This is a genomic window from Glycomyces sp. NPDC046736 (assembly GCF_040645615.1).
Lineage (GTDB): Bacteria > Actinomycetota > Actinomycetes > Mycobacteriales > Micromonosporaceae > Glycomyces.
In genome coordinates, this window is the sequence record NZ_JBEYYO010000011.1 from 80,989 (window position 1) to 95,895 (window position 14,907).

Genomic DNA, 14,907 nt, shown 5'->3' on the forward strand with positions numbered 1-14,907 from the left:
CGAGCTCGAATCGCCCGAGAAGGGACAATGCACTCATGACCACCTTGCGAGAGACGACTGACACCAAACGCCGCCACTTGCGACAGTTGCTTCCCGAACGGTCCGATTTCGCTCACGTGCGCCGCCACTGGCACACCGACCTCCTCGCCGGGCTCACCGTCGCGGTCGTGGCGCTGCCGCTCGCGCTCGGGTTCGGGATCGCCTCGGGGCTCGGGGCGTTCGCCGGGCTCATCACCTCGATCATCGCCGGGGCGATCGCGGCGATCCTCGGCGGCTCGAACCTCCAGGTCTCGGGCCCCACCGGGACCATGGCCGTGATCTTGGTGCCGCTGGCGGCGACCCACAGCCACGCGGGCGTGCTCCTGGTCGGCATCATGGCCGGGCTCATGCTCGTGGCCCTGGCGCTCACCGGCGCGGGCCGCTACGCCCGCTACGTGCCCGTCCCGGTCGTGGAGGGCTTCACCGCCGGCGTCGGCGTCGTGATCGCCGTGCAGCAGCTCGCGCCCGCGCTGGGGGAGGAGACACGGAACGCGCACCTCCTCGGCGGCGCGTGGGACACCGTGCGGGCCTTCGCTACCGCGCCCGACTGGGGCCCGCCCGCGGTCGCGTTCGCCGTGGCCGCCGCGATCCTGCTCGGCTCGCGCCTGCACTCGCAGATCCCCACCCCGCTCCTGGCGGTCGTGGCCGCCACGGCCGTGGCCTGGTTCGCGAACCTCGACGTGGGCGTCATCGGGTCCCTGCCGCGCACCATCGGCGCTCCGGAGGCGGACTTCTTCGACTTCTCGTTCGCCGAGATGCCCGAACTGGTGGCCGCGGCCGTGGCGATCTGCGCCCTGTGCGCGCTCGAATCGCTGCTCTCGGCCACCGTGGCCGACAACATGACCGTCGACCAGCACCACAACCCCGACCGCGAGCTGTTCGGCCAGGGCATGGCCAACCTCGTGACCCCGTTCTTCGGCGGCATGCCGTCCTCGGGGGCGCTCGCGCGCACCGCCGTCAACGTGCGCTCGGGCGCGGCCGGGCGGCTCGCGGCCCTGACCCACGCGATCGTGCTGGCGCTCATGATGCTCGCGCTCGCGCCCCTGGTGGCCCACGTGCCGCTCGCGGCCCTCGCCGGGGTCCTCATCGCGACCTCGATCCGGATGATCGAGGTCGGCTCGCTCCTGGCGCTCGCGCGGTCCACGAAATCCGACGCGGCCGTCATGTGGCTGACCCTGGCCGCGACCGTCACGCTCAACCTGGTGTGGGCCGTGACGGTGGGCATCGCGCTCGCCGGGCTCCTCGCACTGGGGCGGATCTCCAGGTCGGTGTCGGTCGAGCCCGAGCCGATCACGCCCGAGGACCACCACGACGAGGAGGCCGCGCTCCTGCACGAGCACATCGTGGCCTACCGGCTCGAAGGCCCGCTGTTCTTCGCCGCGGCCCACCGGTTCCTGCTCCAGCTCCTCGACGTGGCCGACGTGCGGGTGGTGGTCCTGCGCATGGGCCGGGTATCCACAATGGATGCCTCGGGGGCCACGGTGCTCGCCGACGCGATCAAGCGCCTGGAGCACCGCGGGATAGCGGTCTACCTCTCCGGCCTCGAACCGGTGCACGCCAAACCGCTTGAGGCCCTGGGCATCCTGGAACCGCTGTGGCAGCAGGGCCGCTTGTTCGAGCACACCAGCGAGGCCATCGCCGCGGCCCGTCGGCGCCTCAAGGCCGACGGGCTCCTAGAGCAGCTCGAAGCGGAGGCCGCCGCGCAGGCCGAAGCGGAGCGCCCATAGCCGGTCGGGCGCGCCCCGGTGGTCGGCGGCCTCGACCGAGTCGACCAGGGCGTCGTCGGGATTGACGCCATGGAGGACGAGCGTGCCGCGCTCGCCGGCCCACACGGCGCGGTCGCCGTCGAGTTCGGGCCGGATGCGGCTGACGAGGGTCTCGGTGAGATCGGGGCCTAGGTCTTCGAGGGCGATCCCGTCGTCGTTCCAGGTGAAGCGGCGGATGAGCGCGGCCTCGCCGTAGGCGTCGATGTAGGCCTCGACGCCGTCGGGGGTGCCCACGAGTTCGGCGCGGGAGTCCTCGCCGAACTGCTGCGCGGCGCCTTCGACGGTGGGCACCGAATGCCATGCGGCCGAAGGGTGGACCTGGTCGTAGCGTTCGGGCCCGAAGTAGGCCGCGGTGTACTCCCCCGCGCCGGGGTCGCACAGGAGCTGCTCGCCGTCGACGGCGATGAGGAACGAGCCGAGGTCGAGGTGGTTGTGCGGCTCGTCGTTGTAGCCGCCTTTGACCGCGAGGGCCCAGGTGCGGCGGCCCAGGTGGCGGCGTTCGACGAACCAGCCGACGTCGGGGAGCAACGCGCGGCCCTCGTCGACCGCTTCGGCGAGGGGCCGGCCCCAGTCGAGGGTGCGGGTCAGGTGGGCCCAGCGGGCGCACGAGTCGTCGGAGAAGTCCTGGACGCGCCCGGCGGGCAGGGGCGCGTCGAGGCGGTCGTGGAGGCGGGTGAGGAGCCCGGCCGGGAGCAGGGAGTCGGATCCGGTGTCGCCGAACGTGGCGAACGAGCCGGGGTAGAGCTGGGCGCGGGCGGGGAACGCGGCGATGGCCTCGTGCCCGGCGAGGAGGTCCTCGCCGGTGGCGGCCCGCCAGGCCTCGGCGAAGTAGGTGAAGTACCCGAAGCCGTAGACCCAGTAGTCGACGCCTTCGACGCAGCCGCCGTCGGGGCCGAACGAGAACAGGTAGCTCTGGAGCGCGGGCAGGATGCGGCCGCGGATCGCTTCGAGGTCGTATTCGAGCGCGAGCGCGGCCATCCCGGCGGCGCCGGCGCACACGGCGGTCCAGTTGGAGATCTGCTCTTCCCACGCGAACGGGTAGTCGGATTCGAAGAGCGGGTCGAGTACGCGTTCGCGGACTTCGGCCTCGATCTGATCGGCGCCGTCGACGTCCTCGCGCAGGCGCAGGATCTCGGCGAGCGTCTGGGCGGTCTCGCACGCGAAGAGGTCGACACAGGTGCGCGGGTCCTCACCTGCGTCCCAGTGCGCCGGGAGGGCCCATGAGCGCTCTTGGCACACGTCCTTGAGCAGCGAGGAGAGCGCGGGGCCTTCGCCGACGAGGGCGAGCGCGGCGAGGTGGCGGCGGCGCGCGAAGTACTGGACCTCGTAGGGGAGCCTGCGGCCGCTGCGGGCGTAGTCGTCGGCCAGGTCGGGATCGAAGGCCGGGACGGGGAGCGCGGCGATCTCGCGGAGCTCGGCGAGGAGCGGCGTGCGCAGGTCGGACATGGACCGTCGCCTTTCGAGGTGGAGGGCGGGGCGGGGTTCGGCCGCGGCTCAACGGTAACGCGGGCGCGCTTTCCGTCATAGACTCCCTTGTATGCGCATTGGCGAGCTGTCGGAGCGGACGGGCGTCCCGGCCGCCACCATCAAGTACTACCTGCGGGAGCAGCTGCTCCAGGCCGGTGAGCACGGCGAGGGCAACACGGTCGAGTACGGGCCCGAGCACGTGCACCGGCTGACGTTGATCCGGGCCCTGGCCGAGACCGCCGGGCTGTCGGTGGCGCAGATCGGCGAAGTGTTGACGGTGCTTGCGCGCCACCCGGAGTCGGGGTTCCAGGCGCTGGGTGCGACGTTGGCGGCCACGCATCGGGAGCCGAAGTTCTCGCTCGCGAGCGAGGGCACCACCGAGGCGGCCGAGCGCACGGTCGACCAGTTGCTGAACGAGTACGGGTGGGCCGAGGTCGCGCCGCCGATGTACCGGGACGCCCTGGTGACGGCCCTGACCGCGTTCTACCGCTTGGGAAACCCGGACCCGCAGGAGGTGCTGGGGCACTACGCGGACGCGGCGGCGGCGCTCGCTTCGGCGGACATGGAGGCGATCGCCGAGGCCACGCGGGTCGACGGGATCGACGTGGAGCAGGCGGTGACGGCGACGGTCCTGGGCGACACGCTGTTCGCGGCGCTGCGGCGCATCGCGCACATCGCGGCCTCGGCCAGGACGCAGGAGGGCCTGGGGCCGTCGGGCACAATGTGAGGCCCACGCCCCCGAGCACGGATAGCGACCCATGACCGATGATCTGCGGTTCGACCGCGACAAGGACCGCCCGAGCCTGATGCACCTCGTCGCCGACGGGGTCGTGCAGGCCACCGTCGACCTCGACGATCCGTCCTATCTGGACGCCGAGTACATGCAGCGGATCTCTTACCTGGTCGACGCGATGACCGAGCCGAAGCGGCCGGTGCGGGCGCTGCACCTGGGGGCCGGGGCGCTGGCGATGGCCCGGTACGTGGCGGCGACCCGGCCGGGTTCCTACCAGCAGGCCGTGGAGACCAACGAGGCGCTCGTGGCCCTGGTGCGGGCCGAAGCCCCGTTGCCTCGGGGCGTGAAGGTGAAGATCCGCCACACCGACGCCCGCGAGGCGGTCGAGGCCGCCCCCGAGGACAGCTACGAGCTGATCATCACCGACGTATATGCCGAGGCCCGCGTGCCCGCGCACGTCACGAGCGTGGAGTTCCTGCGCCTGGCGCACCGGGTCCTGCGCCCGGGCGGGCACTACGCGGTGAACCTGTGCGACGGCGGCCAGATGCGGTTCCTCAAGCCCGCGCTCGCGGCGATGAGCGCGGTGTGGCCGCACGTGGCGATCATGTCCGAACCGGCGGTCCTGCGCGGTCGCCGCTTCGGCAACGTGGTCGCGGTGGCTTCGGATGCAGAACTCCCGGTCGCGGCCCTACGCCGCCGCTGCGCGGGCGCCCCGTTCCCCTGCCGGGTCCTGGAGGGCGCCGAGCTCAAGGACTACATCGCCGGAGCGACCCCAGCCACCGACGAGACGGCGATCCAGTCCCCACCGCCCCCGAAGTCCCTGCGAAGCTTCTGAGCCCATCCGAGGCCATATGAAAAGGTTCGGGGTCCAGATCGCGACCCACCCCGCCCGCTCCGGTCGACTCGCCCCTCGCGCCGCTCGGCCCGCGAGCCCGGTTCCGCCCGCTCAGCCCTGTCGTACCTCCCGGGCATCATCGAAGCCGGGGGCGGCATAGAACCCGAGTCTCATTCGTCTCCCAGGCCCGCCGACGCCCGTACCACCCACCCCTCCCCCGTTCGGCCATTAAATCCGCAGGATAGCGGCCCTGTCTCGCCTCGTGTCCCCGACTGTCCGGTCCTCGGCGGTGGGTCGCTTCACACGAGACTTGGCGATGCCGGTCACCTGTACTAGCGTCGGCGCCTGTTCCGGTCGGGTCCTCAGGGCTCCCCCAGAGACCCACCCGTCCGGACCGCCGAGCCGCGCAGCGCATGCCGCCCGTTCCTCCCCGGTTCAGGGCGAAACACCGCAGCGCGGGCCGGGGACCCAGCCGCGCCGTCCCCCCATCACTCACGGCGCACGGGGTGAATCCCGCCGCAAGGCGGGTAGGGCGCACTTCCCTGCCCGAACCCGACAGCTAACCCGGTAGGCGGCCGAGGAAGAAAGGCCACCTCGTGGCTCAAGTCTGCACGAATACCGAACACACCAACCGCGCCGCGACGATCCTCCGCCGCGTCGCCGCCTACACCGGCGTCACCCTCGCCACCGTCGGCCTCGTGACCGCGTTCGCCGGCTCGCACGCCGACGCGGCGCCCATCGAGTACGACACGGCCTCCGCGTCCGAGATCGAGGATCACCTCGAAGACCTCGAGACCCGGCGCGAAGCCGCCGACACCACCCTCACCGGGCTCCAGGCCCAGCTGGTGGACGCTCAGACGGTCATCGACGCCGCCACCGCCGAATACGGCGCCGCGGAAGTCCAGCTCTCCTACGTCACCGCCGCGGTCGAATCGGCCGACGACGAGCTCGGCGCGAAGGTCTCGACCCTCGTCGCCTACGCCCAGGAGCAGTCCGACAAGTACACCGAGGCCCAGGACGCCACCAAGGCGGCCGAGGGCCTCGAAGTCGAGATCGCCAAGGCCGAGAAGGAGGTCGCCGACCTCGACGCGGAGATCGCCAAGGCCGAGACCGCCTACGACGAGGCCGCCGAGGCCGAGGCCGCTGAAGCGGCCGCCCTGGCCGAGGAGTCCGCCGCGAGCGAGAGCACGAGCTCGAACTCGTCGTCGTCCTCTTCTTCGTCGTCGAGCTCCACCGCCGCGTACAGCTCGGACGCGGCCACCGCCGCGGTCCAGTTCGCCCGCGACCAGCTCGGCGAGTCCTACGTCTTCGGCGCCGCCGGCCCCGACACCTGGGACTGCTCGGGCCTGATCTCCGGCGCCTACGGCGTCTCGGGGATCTCGCTGACCCACTCCACGTGGGCCATGTGGGACGAGACCAGCTCCATCGGCCGTGGCGACCTCAAGCCCGGCGACCTGGTCTTCTACAACGGCCAGAACCACGTCGCCATGTACATCGGCGACGGCCAGGTCATCCACGCCCCCAAGCCGGGCGACGTCGTGAAGATCTCCAGCCTCGACATGGGCATGTCCATCGACGGCTACCGCCGCGTCTGACGCTCGCGTGGCGGCGGGCCGCACCGAGCACGTCGAGCCGAGCGAAACGGACGCACCGCGCCACCGGAATCGTATTTCCTATAGGAAATACGATTCCGCGCACACGCCGAAGGGCCGGGGTTCTCACCCCGGCCCTTCGTGTCGTTCGTCTACGCCGCCTCGGCCATGACCTGGTCGTTCGCGAGTTCCTTCAGGCGTGCGAGCGCCTGGATCTCCAGCTGGCGGATTCGCTCGCGGGAGAGGTGGAACCGGTGGGCGACCTCGGTCAGGGAGTGCTCGCGGCCGTCTTCGAGCCCGTAGCGGGCCTTGACGATCCCCGCCGAGCGCTCGTCGAGGTGGTTGAGCATCATTTCGATGCGCTGGCGTTCCATCCCGGCGAGGACCACGTCCTCGGGGCTGGGCTCGTCGGAGTCGGCGACCAGGTCGCCGAGATTGGTGTCGCCGTCGTCGCCGATCGGCGTGTCCAGCGAGACGGTGTCCTGGCTCCAGCGGATGAGCTCGTTGACCCGCTCGACCGTGACGCCGAGGGCTTCGGCGATCTGGCCCGGTTCGGGGTCGCCGCCGAGCTCACGGGTGAGCTGGCGGGTGACGTTGCGCATCCGGTTGACGTCCTCGACCAGGTGCACCGGCAGGCGCACGGTGCGCTCCTGCTGGGCGATCGCCCGGCTGATGGCCTGACGGATCCACCAGGTGGCGTAGGTCGAGAACTTGAACCCGCGCTGGTAGTCGAATTTCTCGACCGCGCGGACCAGGCCCGTGTTGCCCTCCTGGATCAGGTCGAGCATCGGCATCCCGGAGCGGACGTAGCGGCGGGCGATCGAGACGACCAGCCGCAGATTCGCCTTGATGAACTGCTCCTTGGCCTTCGCCCCGTCCTCGACCAGGCGCTTCAGGTCCTTCTCGGTGGCCTCGCCGAAGGTCTCCCCCTCGCCGAGCAGGTGCTTCGCGAAGAGGCCGGCCTCGACCGCCTTCGCCAAGTCGACCTCGGCGGCGGCGTCAAGCAGCGGCGTCTTCGAGATCTCATGCAGGTACACACCCACAAGGTCTCGTTCCTCAGCGACCTCTTCGGTGGTGAGGGTGGGTGTTGTCGTTGTCTCCACGCTCAAGGTCTCCTCCAGCTTCCTCGTCCCCCGACACCGCGTGAACGGTGTACCAGTTACAACGACCGCTTCGTTGCGTGGAATTCCGTGCCCCGGTGTTCGATGCGCCACGGTTACCAAATCGATGCCAACGGAAGTGCTTCCGGCCGTTTGCACCGTTTGGGTTACCCCGGTCCCTTCGGCTAAGCTCAGTTCACGGCTCCTGTCCCCTAGACGGGGGTCCGAAGCGCTCATGATGCCTCTGAGACGGGGATCACCTCACCTCGTTCGAGATGCGGTGGCCCGAGTCCTGGTCACGGTATCGTCTTCGGCCTGCTTCATCGCAAACCTTCAATCTCTAGGGGTACACGCGCCTTACCTTGGAAAAGCTGAGAGATCATCTCAATGCGGCCCTTATCACTGCGATGGTGACCGCAAAGGCAGCGACGCTCTGATATCCGCACCATAGCGGACGGTAGCGGTGACAAGCAACACCTTTCCCAGGCGTTGATGTCCGATTCCGAACACCCCTCGTTCTTCTCCAGTCTGCGCCTCCCATCGCTCCCGCGGAGCTGTTCCGACCTCCTGCCGCGCAGATCACCTCAGGGGACGCGTGCGCGTAGAGTTGGCCCGGTGACAGAAGAACGCCTAGTGTGGGTCGACTGCGAGATGACCGGCCTCGACCCGCAGACCGAAGCCCTCATCGAGATCGCCGTACTCGTCACCGAGCCGGACCTGACGCCGCTCGACGAGGGCCTCGACATCGTCATCGCCTGCGACGGTCCGATCCTCGACAACATGGGCGCGTTCGTGGCCGACATGCACGCCAAGTCCGGGCTCACCGACGAAGTCCGCGCCTCGCCGACCACATTGGAGCAGGCCGAGGACGCGGTCTTGGAGTACATCAAGCAGCACGTGCCCGAAGCGCGCACGGCTCCCTTGTGCGGCAACTCGATCGCGACCGACCGCACCTTCATCGCCAAGTACATGCCGCGGCTCGACGACCACCTGCACTACCGGATGATCGACGTGTCCTCCATCAAGGAGCTCAGCCGCCGCTGGTACCCGCGCGTCTACTACAACCAGCCCCCCAAGGGCCTCGCCCACCGCGCGCTCGCCGACATCAAGGAGAGCGTCAAGGAGCTGGAGTACTACCGGCGCACCGTGTTCGTGCCGCTGCCCGGCCCCACCAGCGACGAGGCGAAGGCCGCCGCGGCCTCGCTCGCCGAGCCGGGCGCGTGAGACGCCCGACACCGAACCCACTTGACGGCCAGGGCCGCCCATTGGTTATGATTGTCGCCGGTCGCAGGGTTCAACCCCTGTGAAGACCGATCTTGGTGGTCGTAGTTCAGTTGGTAGAACGCCTCGTTGTGGTCGAGGAGGTCGCGGGTTCGAGCCCCGTCGATCACCCCAAGTCGAAAGGCCTCACGGCATCGCCGTGAGGCCTTTCGCGTGTCGCTATCGCTGGTTCCGCTTGCGGCGCAGCTTCTCTCGCCGCTTGCGCTCAGCGGCCGGGCGCATGATCAGCCGCTCGGCGGCCGTCAGCGAGGAGGCGACCACCAGCAGCGGCACCATGACCCACACCGGCCAGAAGTACACGAACCCGATGGTGGCCAGCAGGATCAGCCACACGCCGAGGTTGATGCCGATCGGGATCGAGATGCCGAACCACAGCCACTTGACCCAGTCCGGCGCCTTGAGCGCGTCGGGCTCGGCGGCCTCGACCAGGCGCTGGTACGAGGGCAGGTCCGCGAGCACGACTTCGGCCTCGCCGACGGTCTTGGCCGCCAGGAGCACGTCCACGCGCTTCTCGTACTCGTCGAGGTCGATGTAGTCCTGGTCGACGGCCGCGCGCAGGATCTCGGTCATGGCGGTGCGCTCGGGCGTGCCGATCCGCGTCTCTCGGTCGCCGTACCGTTCGAGGGAGGACATTCAGTGGGCTCCTTGCAGAGGGGTGTGGGCTCAGTGCCAGCGGCCGCGGTTGACCAGTTGCACGAACGTGGCGATGGACAGGCCGAGGATCGGCCAGATCGGCCAGAAGTTGTCGAACGAACCGGACGAGATCGAGGTCGCGAGCCAGATCAGGGTGCAGATCCCGCCGACGACGACCAGGCCCCGCAGCGCGGGGGTCTCGTGGATCCAGGCGGCGCCCCTGCCGGAGTCGCCGTGCGGGCCGCCGTGGGCGGTCGCCTCGCCGTGTCCGGGGCCGCGTTCGGGCTGTTCTTCGCGTACGGGCTCGACCTCGCCGACCTTGGGCCGCCCGCCGGGCAGGTCGTCGAAGATCAGGTCGAGTTCGGCGTTGGTCTTGGCCTCGTAGGCCGAACGGGTCCGGTCGTCGAACTCGGCGAGGTCGATCCGGCCCTGGTCGAGGGCGGCTTGCAGCTGCTCGATCGCCTTCTCGCGGTCGGCGTTCGAGATGCGCAGCTTGCCGTGGTCTTCGGTCACGAGCCCAATTATGGCACCGGCGGATCAGCTCTCGCGAGCCGCGCTCGCCGCCAGTTCGCCCAGCTGTTCGACCCCGCCGTCGGGGGCCGTCAGGACCCAGACGCCGTCCTCGCACAGCGCGATGGTGTGCTCGGTGTGGGCCGCGACCGAGCCGTCGTCGGTGACGATCGTCCAGCCGTCCTCGAGTTCGGCGGTGTCGGCCGAGCCGAGGGTGATCATCGGTTCGATCGCCAGGGCCATGCCGGTGCGCAGCTTCGGGCCCTCACCGGGGCGCCCGTAGTTGAGGATGTGCGGGTCCTGGTGCATCTCGGTGCCGATGCCGTGCCCGCCGAAGCCGGTCACGATCCCGTATTCGCCCGACTGCTCCACGGACCGCTCGATCGCGTTGGAGATCCCGCCGAGGCGCCTGGCGGTGGCCGCGGCCTTGATCCCGGCCCACATCGAGGCCTCGCAGGCCTCGCGCAGCGCGGTCAGCTCAGGGGCGACGGTGCCGATCTCGATGGTGATGGCCGCGTCCCCGTGCCAGCCGTCGACGATCGCGCCGACGTCGACCGAGAGCAGGTCGCCTTCGGCGAGGACCGCGTCCTCGGAGGGGATGGCGTGCACGACCTGGCGGTTGACCGACGAGCAGATCGAGGCCGGGTAGGGCCCGAAGCCGATGTCGTAGCCCTTGAACGAGGGCACCGCCCCCGAGGAGCGGATGACCTGCTCGGCGATGCGGTCGAGTTCCGCCGTCGTCACACCCGGTCCCGCGGACTCGCGCATGGCCTGGTGCACCTCGGCCACCACGAGCCCGGCGGCCCGCATCTTGCGGAACTGCTCGGGGGTCTTGTACTGGATGCGCTGACGACGGAACACGACGACTACGCTGCGGCGCCGATGGCCGCGAGGGCGCGTTCGGTGACGTCGGCGACCTCGCCGATGGCGTCGATCCGCACCAGCTTGCCCTGGGACTCGTAGTGTCCGATCAGGGGGGCGGTCTGCTCGGCGTAGACCTTGAGGCGGTTCTTGATCGTCTCGGGCTTGTCGTCCGTGCGCTGGTACAGGTCGTCCGAGTCGGGGTCGGCCGGCGGGTCGAATTCGAGGTGGTAGACCTTGCCGGTGGACTTGGAGACGCGGCGGCCCGAGAGGCGGCGGACCACCTCGTCGTCACCGGCGACCAGTTCCAGCGCCAGGTCGAGGGCGGTCCCGGCCGCTTCGAGGACCCGGTCGAGGACCTTGGCCTGCTCGGGGTTGCGGGGATAGCCGTCGAGGAGGAAGCCGTCCTTGGCGTCGTCCTGGGCCAGCCGGTCGGCCACCATGTCGTTGGTGACCTCGTCGGGCACCAGGTCCCCGGCGTCCATGTACTGCTTGGCCTTCAGGCCCAGCGGTGTGCCGCCGGAGACGTTGGCGCGGAAGATGTCGCCGGTGGAGATCTTGGGGACGCCGAGCCGCTCGGCGATGATCTCCGCCTGGGTGCCCTTGCCGGCCCCGGGCGGGCCTACGAGTACCAGTCGCAAAAGTGTTCCTCCCGTGTCGTCACCTATGAGGGCGGCGCCTGCCTCAGCGCAGGAAGCCCTCGTAGTGGCGCTGCATCAGCTGGGACTCGATCTGCTTGACCGACTCCAAACCGACGCCCACCATGATCAGCACCGAGGTGCCGCCGAACGCGAACTGCGCGAACAGCTGCTGGTTACCGAACGCGATGATGGCCAGGTTGGGAAGAATAGCGATCGTGGCCAGGTACAGCGAACCCGGGAAGGTCAGGCGTGACAGGACTCGCTGCAAGTAGGTCGCGGTGGGGTTGCCCGGGCGCACGCCCGGGATGAACCCGCCGGCCTTCTTCATGTTCTCGGCGACGTCGTCGACCTTGAAGGTGATGGACACGTAGAAGTAGGTGAAGAAGATGATCAGGAGCGCGTACAGGGAGATGTAGACCCACGAGCCCTGGTTGAGCAGGTAGCGGTCGATGAAGTCGACCCACTGCGATTCGCTGTTCTGGTTGAGCTGGCGGAACAGCGTCGGGATGTAGAGCAGCGAGGAACCGAAGATGACGGGCACGATGCCGGCCTGGTTCACCTTCAGCGGGATGTACGTGGAGGTCCCGCCGTACATCTTGCGGCCGATCATCTTCTTGGCGTACTGCACCGGGATGCGCCGCTGCGACTGCTCGATGAAGATGACGGCGACCATGATCGCCAGGCACAGGCTCATGATGACGGCGAACATGAACCAGCCCTCGGACTCGCGCAGGGCCCAGAACTGGCTGGGCATCTGCGCGGCGATGGACGCGAAGATCAACAGGCTCATGCCGTTGCCGACGCCGCGCTCGGTGATCTGCTCGCCGAACCACATGATCATGGCGCTGCCGGCGACCATCACGATCACCACGGTCACGATCGACATCCAGAACGGGATGCCGGCGCTGGTCTCGGAGAGGTCGGGGAGGATGCCCGGACACTGGGTCTGGAACAGCATCCCCGAACGCGCCAGCGCGATGTACCCGGAGGCCTGGAGCAGGGCCAGGCCCAGCGTCAGGTAGCGGGTGTACTGGGTGATCTTGACCTGGCCGGGCTGGCCCTCCTTGCGGAGCTGCTCAAGCCTGGGGATCACCACGGTCAACAGCTGCATGATGATCGACGCGGTGATGTAGGGCATGACGCCGAGCGCGAAGACCGAGAGCTGGAGGAGCGCTCCACCGGTGAAGAGGTTCAGGAGGCCGAAGACGCCGGACTCGTCCGTGGGCTGCGCGTTGAGGCAGCTCTGCACCATTGCGTAGTCCACGCCGGGACTCGGCATCTGGGCACCAAGACGATACAGTCCGATGATCATCAAGGTGAACAGGATCTTCTTGCGCAGATCGGGGGTCCGAAACGCGCTGATGAAGGCGGAGAGCAATGCGGTTCCTCCTGAACAAGACCCCCTGGCGGGGCCCATGGGGCAAGCGCCGTCGGATCGCGGTGCAGGCCTTAGTAACCAGTGGGCGTGTGTAGTTCGTAGCGAGAGGGTCACACGCCCGAGGAAGACGGTGGTCCTCGCCAAGGGAGCCTAGCAGGCGCGCGCGGTGGCAGCGTACCGGCATTGACCATGACGAAACGGGCCGGAGTTCCCTCCGACCCGTTCCGACAGATCATCTGTTCGTCTTGCGGGGACGCTCTCTTGAATTAAGCGAGCGGCTCGCCGGTCTTCTTGTCCACCACGGTGGTCGTGCCGCCCGCGGCGGTGACCTTGGTGGTGGCCGAAGCCGAGAAGGCGTGGGCCTTCAAGGTGAACTTGACGCCTTCGAGCTCACCGGAGCCCAGGACCTTGATGAGCTCCTTCTTGTTGAGGACGCCCACCTCCTGGAGCTGCTCGGGGCCGACCTCGCCGCCCTCGGGGAAGAGCTCCACGAGGCGGTCCAGGTTCACGACCTGGTACACGAGCTTGTTGTGCGGCTTGAAGCCCTTGAGCTTCGGCAGCCGGATCTGGAGCGGCATCTGCCCGCCCTCGAAACCGGCGGGCACGGTCTTGCGGGCCTTGGTGCCCTTGGTGCCGCGGCCTGCGGTCTTGCCCTTGGAGCCCTCACCGCGACCGACGCGGGTCTTGGCCTTCTTGGCGCCGGGTGCGGGCTGCAGGTCATGAATGCGAATCGCCATGACTATTCGACCTCCTCGACGTCGACCAGGTGACGGACACGGTGGACCATGCCGCGGTACTGCGGGAGGTCCTCCTTGTAGACGGTCTGGCCGATCTTGCGAAGGCCGAGCGTCTGGATGGTCGCACGGGCCTTCGGCTTCTCGCCGATGACCGACTTGTGCTGGGTGATCTTCAAACGTGCCATGTCGATCCCCCTAGCCCTGCGCAGCCTGGGCGGCTTCGGCGCGGGCGCGCAGCAGACCCTGGGGAGCGATGTCCTCCAGCGCCATGCCGCGGCGGGCCGCGACGGCCTCCGGGGCTTCGAGCTGCTTGAGCGCCTTCACCGTCGCGTGGACGATGTTGATGGCGTTCGAGGAGCCCAGGGACTTGGACAGGACGTCGTGGACGCCGGCGCATTCGAGCACGGCGCGCACGGGGCCGCCGGCGATGACACCGGTACCCGCGGAGGCCGGCTTGAGGAGGACCTTGCCGGCCGCGTCCTCGCCGAAGGTCTCGTGCGGGATGGTGCCGCCGATGCGGGGAACCTTGAAGAAGTTCTTCTTGGCTTCCTCGACACCCTTGGCGATCGCCGCCGGGACTTCCTTGGCCTTGCCGTAACCGACACCGACGTTGCCGGCACCGTCGCCGACCACCACGAGGGCGGTGAAAGCGAACCGGCGGCCGCCCTTGACGACCTTGGCGACGCGGTTGATGGTGACGACGCGCTCGATGTGCGGGGACTTCTCGGCACGGTCGCGTCCGCGACCGCCCTCACGCCCTCCGCGACCTTGACCGCGACCGCCGCGGCGGTCGCCGCCGCCGTCCCGGCCGCCGGCCGCTTGCTGTTGATCAGCCACGAGACTGATTCCCTTCGTTCGCTCAACGCCAGCCCGAGAGAGGGCTGACTCGCTGGAATTCCCGGCCCTGGGGGCCGGAAGACGTCGCGCCTGGGCGCAACCTCTCGATTATGCCTGCTCAGGGGTCGTGCGGCGAACGGCGGGGTGGGGATGAGGCAGGGGACACAGGTCAGGGGTCTCGGATTGGCCGCGCATAAAGATGAGCATTAATCGTTTCATAGGTCTTGTTCTTTTCATGAGCCGAATGGCGAATGGCGATTTCCTTCAGAACTCGATAAAGCTACTCGCCGGTCTCCCCTGATCGGGTAAGTCTTTTCGGTAAATTTTCCGACACGGGAATCCGCCACCGCGTCCGCGACCCGTCCCATTCGCACGCATACGCCGGATCGCTTTTCCCGCAAATGGGACATTCCCCGAGAACCGTTGGCCCCGTGTAACGTCCGCGTCATCTACCGCGGCCCCACGACCTGCCGAATCCGGGTTACCGTGGTCGTCAC

At 68.9% G+C, this 14,907-nt stretch carries 15 protein-coding genes, 1 tRNA gene and 1 riboswitch; of the genes, 6 read left to right on the plus strand and 10 right to left on the minus strand.

Annotation, left to right across the window (positions count from 1 at the left end):
• Window positions 1–35: 35 nt before the first annotated feature.
• Window positions 36–1,766 (plus strand): SulP family inorganic anion transporter, encoded by a 1,731-nt coding sequence (locus tag AB0B28_RS12740; RefSeq protein WP_360120196.1) that lies wholly within the window; start codon window positions 36–38, stop codon window positions 1,764–1,766.
• Here the strand turns inward: AB0B28_RS12740 and AB0B28_RS12745 are convergent.
• Window positions 1,713–3,251: a heparinase II/III family protein gene (locus AB0B28_RS12745; RefSeq protein ID WP_360120198.1), complete on the minus strand. Its 1,539-nt coding sequence runs from the start codon at window positions 3,249–3,251 to the stop codon at window positions 1,713–1,715. The two genes, AB0B28_RS12740 and AB0B28_RS12745, sit on opposite strands and share 54 nt — an antisense overlap.
• Window positions 3,252–3,342: 91 nt before the next feature.
• Between AB0B28_RS12745 and AB0B28_RS12750 the strand changes: the two genes are divergently transcribed.
• From AB0B28_RS12750 to AB0B28_RS12760, 3 genes are all read left to right on the plus strand, one after another.
• Window positions 3,343–3,999: a MerR family transcriptional regulator gene (locus AB0B28_RS12750; protein ID WP_360120200.1), complete on the plus strand. Its 657-nt coding sequence runs from the start codon at window positions 3,343–3,345 to the stop codon at window positions 3,997–3,999.
• A gap of 31 nt (window positions 4,000–4,030) precedes the next feature.
• Window positions 4,031–4,840, plus strand: a complete 810-nt coding sequence (locus AB0B28_RS12755) for a fused MFS/spermidine synthase (protein ID WP_360120201.1) — start codon at window positions 4,031–4,033, stop codon at window positions 4,838–4,840.
• A 436-nt stretch (window positions 4,841–5,276) separates the two neighbouring features.
• Window positions 5,277–5,429, plus strand: a riboswitch (cyclic di-AMP (ydaO/yuaA leader).
• 7 nt (window positions 5,430–5,436) lie between these two features.
• Complete coding sequence (locus tag AB0B28_RS12760; protein WP_360120203.1) at window positions 5,437–6,435, plus strand: NlpC/P60 family protein; 999 nt, start codon at window positions 5,437–5,439, stop codon at window positions 6,433–6,435.
• 149 nt (window positions 6,436–6,584) lie between these two features.
• On the opposite strand, the gene AB0B28_RS12765 is transcribed toward AB0B28_RS12760, so the two are convergent.
• Complete coding sequence (locus tag AB0B28_RS12765) at window positions 6,585–7,541, minus strand: sigma-70 family RNA polymerase sigma factor (protein WP_360120205.1); 957 nt, start codon at window positions 7,539–7,541, stop codon at window positions 6,585–6,587.
• A gap of 606 nt (window positions 7,542–8,147) precedes the next feature.
• Between AB0B28_RS12765 and orn the strand changes: the two genes are divergently transcribed.
• Together orn and AB0B28_RS12775 are read left to right on the plus strand one after the other, a co-directional pair.
• Complete coding sequence (orn, locus tag AB0B28_RS12770; RefSeq protein ID WP_360120207.1) at window positions 8,148–8,756, plus strand: oligoribonuclease; 609 nt, start codon at window positions 8,148–8,150, stop codon at window positions 8,754–8,756.
• 95 nt (window positions 8,757–8,851) lie between these two features.
• Window positions 8,852–8,927, plus strand: a tRNA-His gene (locus AB0B28_RS12775).
• Between the two features lie 45 nt (window positions 8,928–8,972).
• Here the strand turns inward: AB0B28_RS12775 and AB0B28_RS12780 are convergent.
• The 8 genes from AB0B28_RS12780 to rpsE all read right to left on the minus strand — a co-directional run bounded on the left by AB0B28_RS12780 (window position 8,973) and on the right by rpsE (window position 14,410).
• A complete protein-coding gene (locus AB0B28_RS12780; RefSeq protein ID WP_360120209.1) occupies window positions 8,973–9,446 on the minus strand; it encodes a DUF1707 domain-containing protein in 474 nt (157 codons plus the stop codon).
• A 30-nt stretch (window positions 9,447–9,476) separates the two neighbouring features.
• Window positions 9,477–9,959, minus strand: a complete 483-nt coding sequence (locus tag AB0B28_RS12785; protein ID WP_360120211.1) for a DUF1707 domain-containing protein — start codon at window positions 9,957–9,959, stop codon at window positions 9,477–9,479.
• A 24-nt stretch (window positions 9,960–9,983) separates the two neighbouring features.
• Complete coding sequence (gene map / locus AB0B28_RS12790; RefSeq protein WP_360120213.1) at window positions 9,984–10,817, minus strand: type I methionyl aminopeptidase; 834 nt, start codon at window positions 10,815–10,817, stop codon at window positions 9,984–9,986.
• Window positions 10,818–10,822: 5 nt separating this feature from the next.
• Window positions 10,823–11,458, minus strand: a complete 636-nt coding sequence (locus AB0B28_RS12795) for an adenylate kinase (RefSeq protein WP_360120215.1) — start codon at window positions 11,456–11,458, stop codon at window positions 10,823–10,825.
• Window positions 11,459–11,501: 43 nt separating this feature from the next.
• Window positions 11,502–12,836 (minus strand): preprotein translocase subunit SecY, encoded by a 1,335-nt coding sequence (gene secY, locus AB0B28_RS12800; protein ID WP_360120217.1) that lies wholly within the window; start codon window positions 12,834–12,836, stop codon window positions 11,502–11,504.
• 266 nt (window positions 12,837–13,102) lie between these two features.
• Window positions 13,103–13,573, minus strand: coding sequence for a 50S ribosomal protein L15 (gene rplO, locus AB0B28_RS12805; protein ID WP_360120219.1), 471 nt, complete (start codon window positions 13,571–13,573; stop codon window positions 13,103–13,105).
• A gap of 2 nt (window positions 13,574–13,575) precedes the next feature.
• Window positions 13,576–13,758, minus strand: coding sequence for a 50S ribosomal protein L30 (gene rpmD / locus AB0B28_RS12810; RefSeq protein ID WP_106361906.1), 183 nt, complete (start codon window positions 13,756–13,758; stop codon window positions 13,576–13,578).
• 10 nt (window positions 13,759–13,768) lie between these two features.
• Window positions 13,769–14,410 carry a 30S ribosomal protein S5 gene (gene rpsE / locus AB0B28_RS12815; RefSeq protein WP_360120221.1) on the minus strand — a complete coding sequence of 214 codons (642 nt, stop codon included), beginning with the start codon at window positions 14,408–14,410 and terminating at the stop codon, window positions 13,769–13,771.
• Window positions 14,411–14,907: the final 497 nt, after the last annotated feature.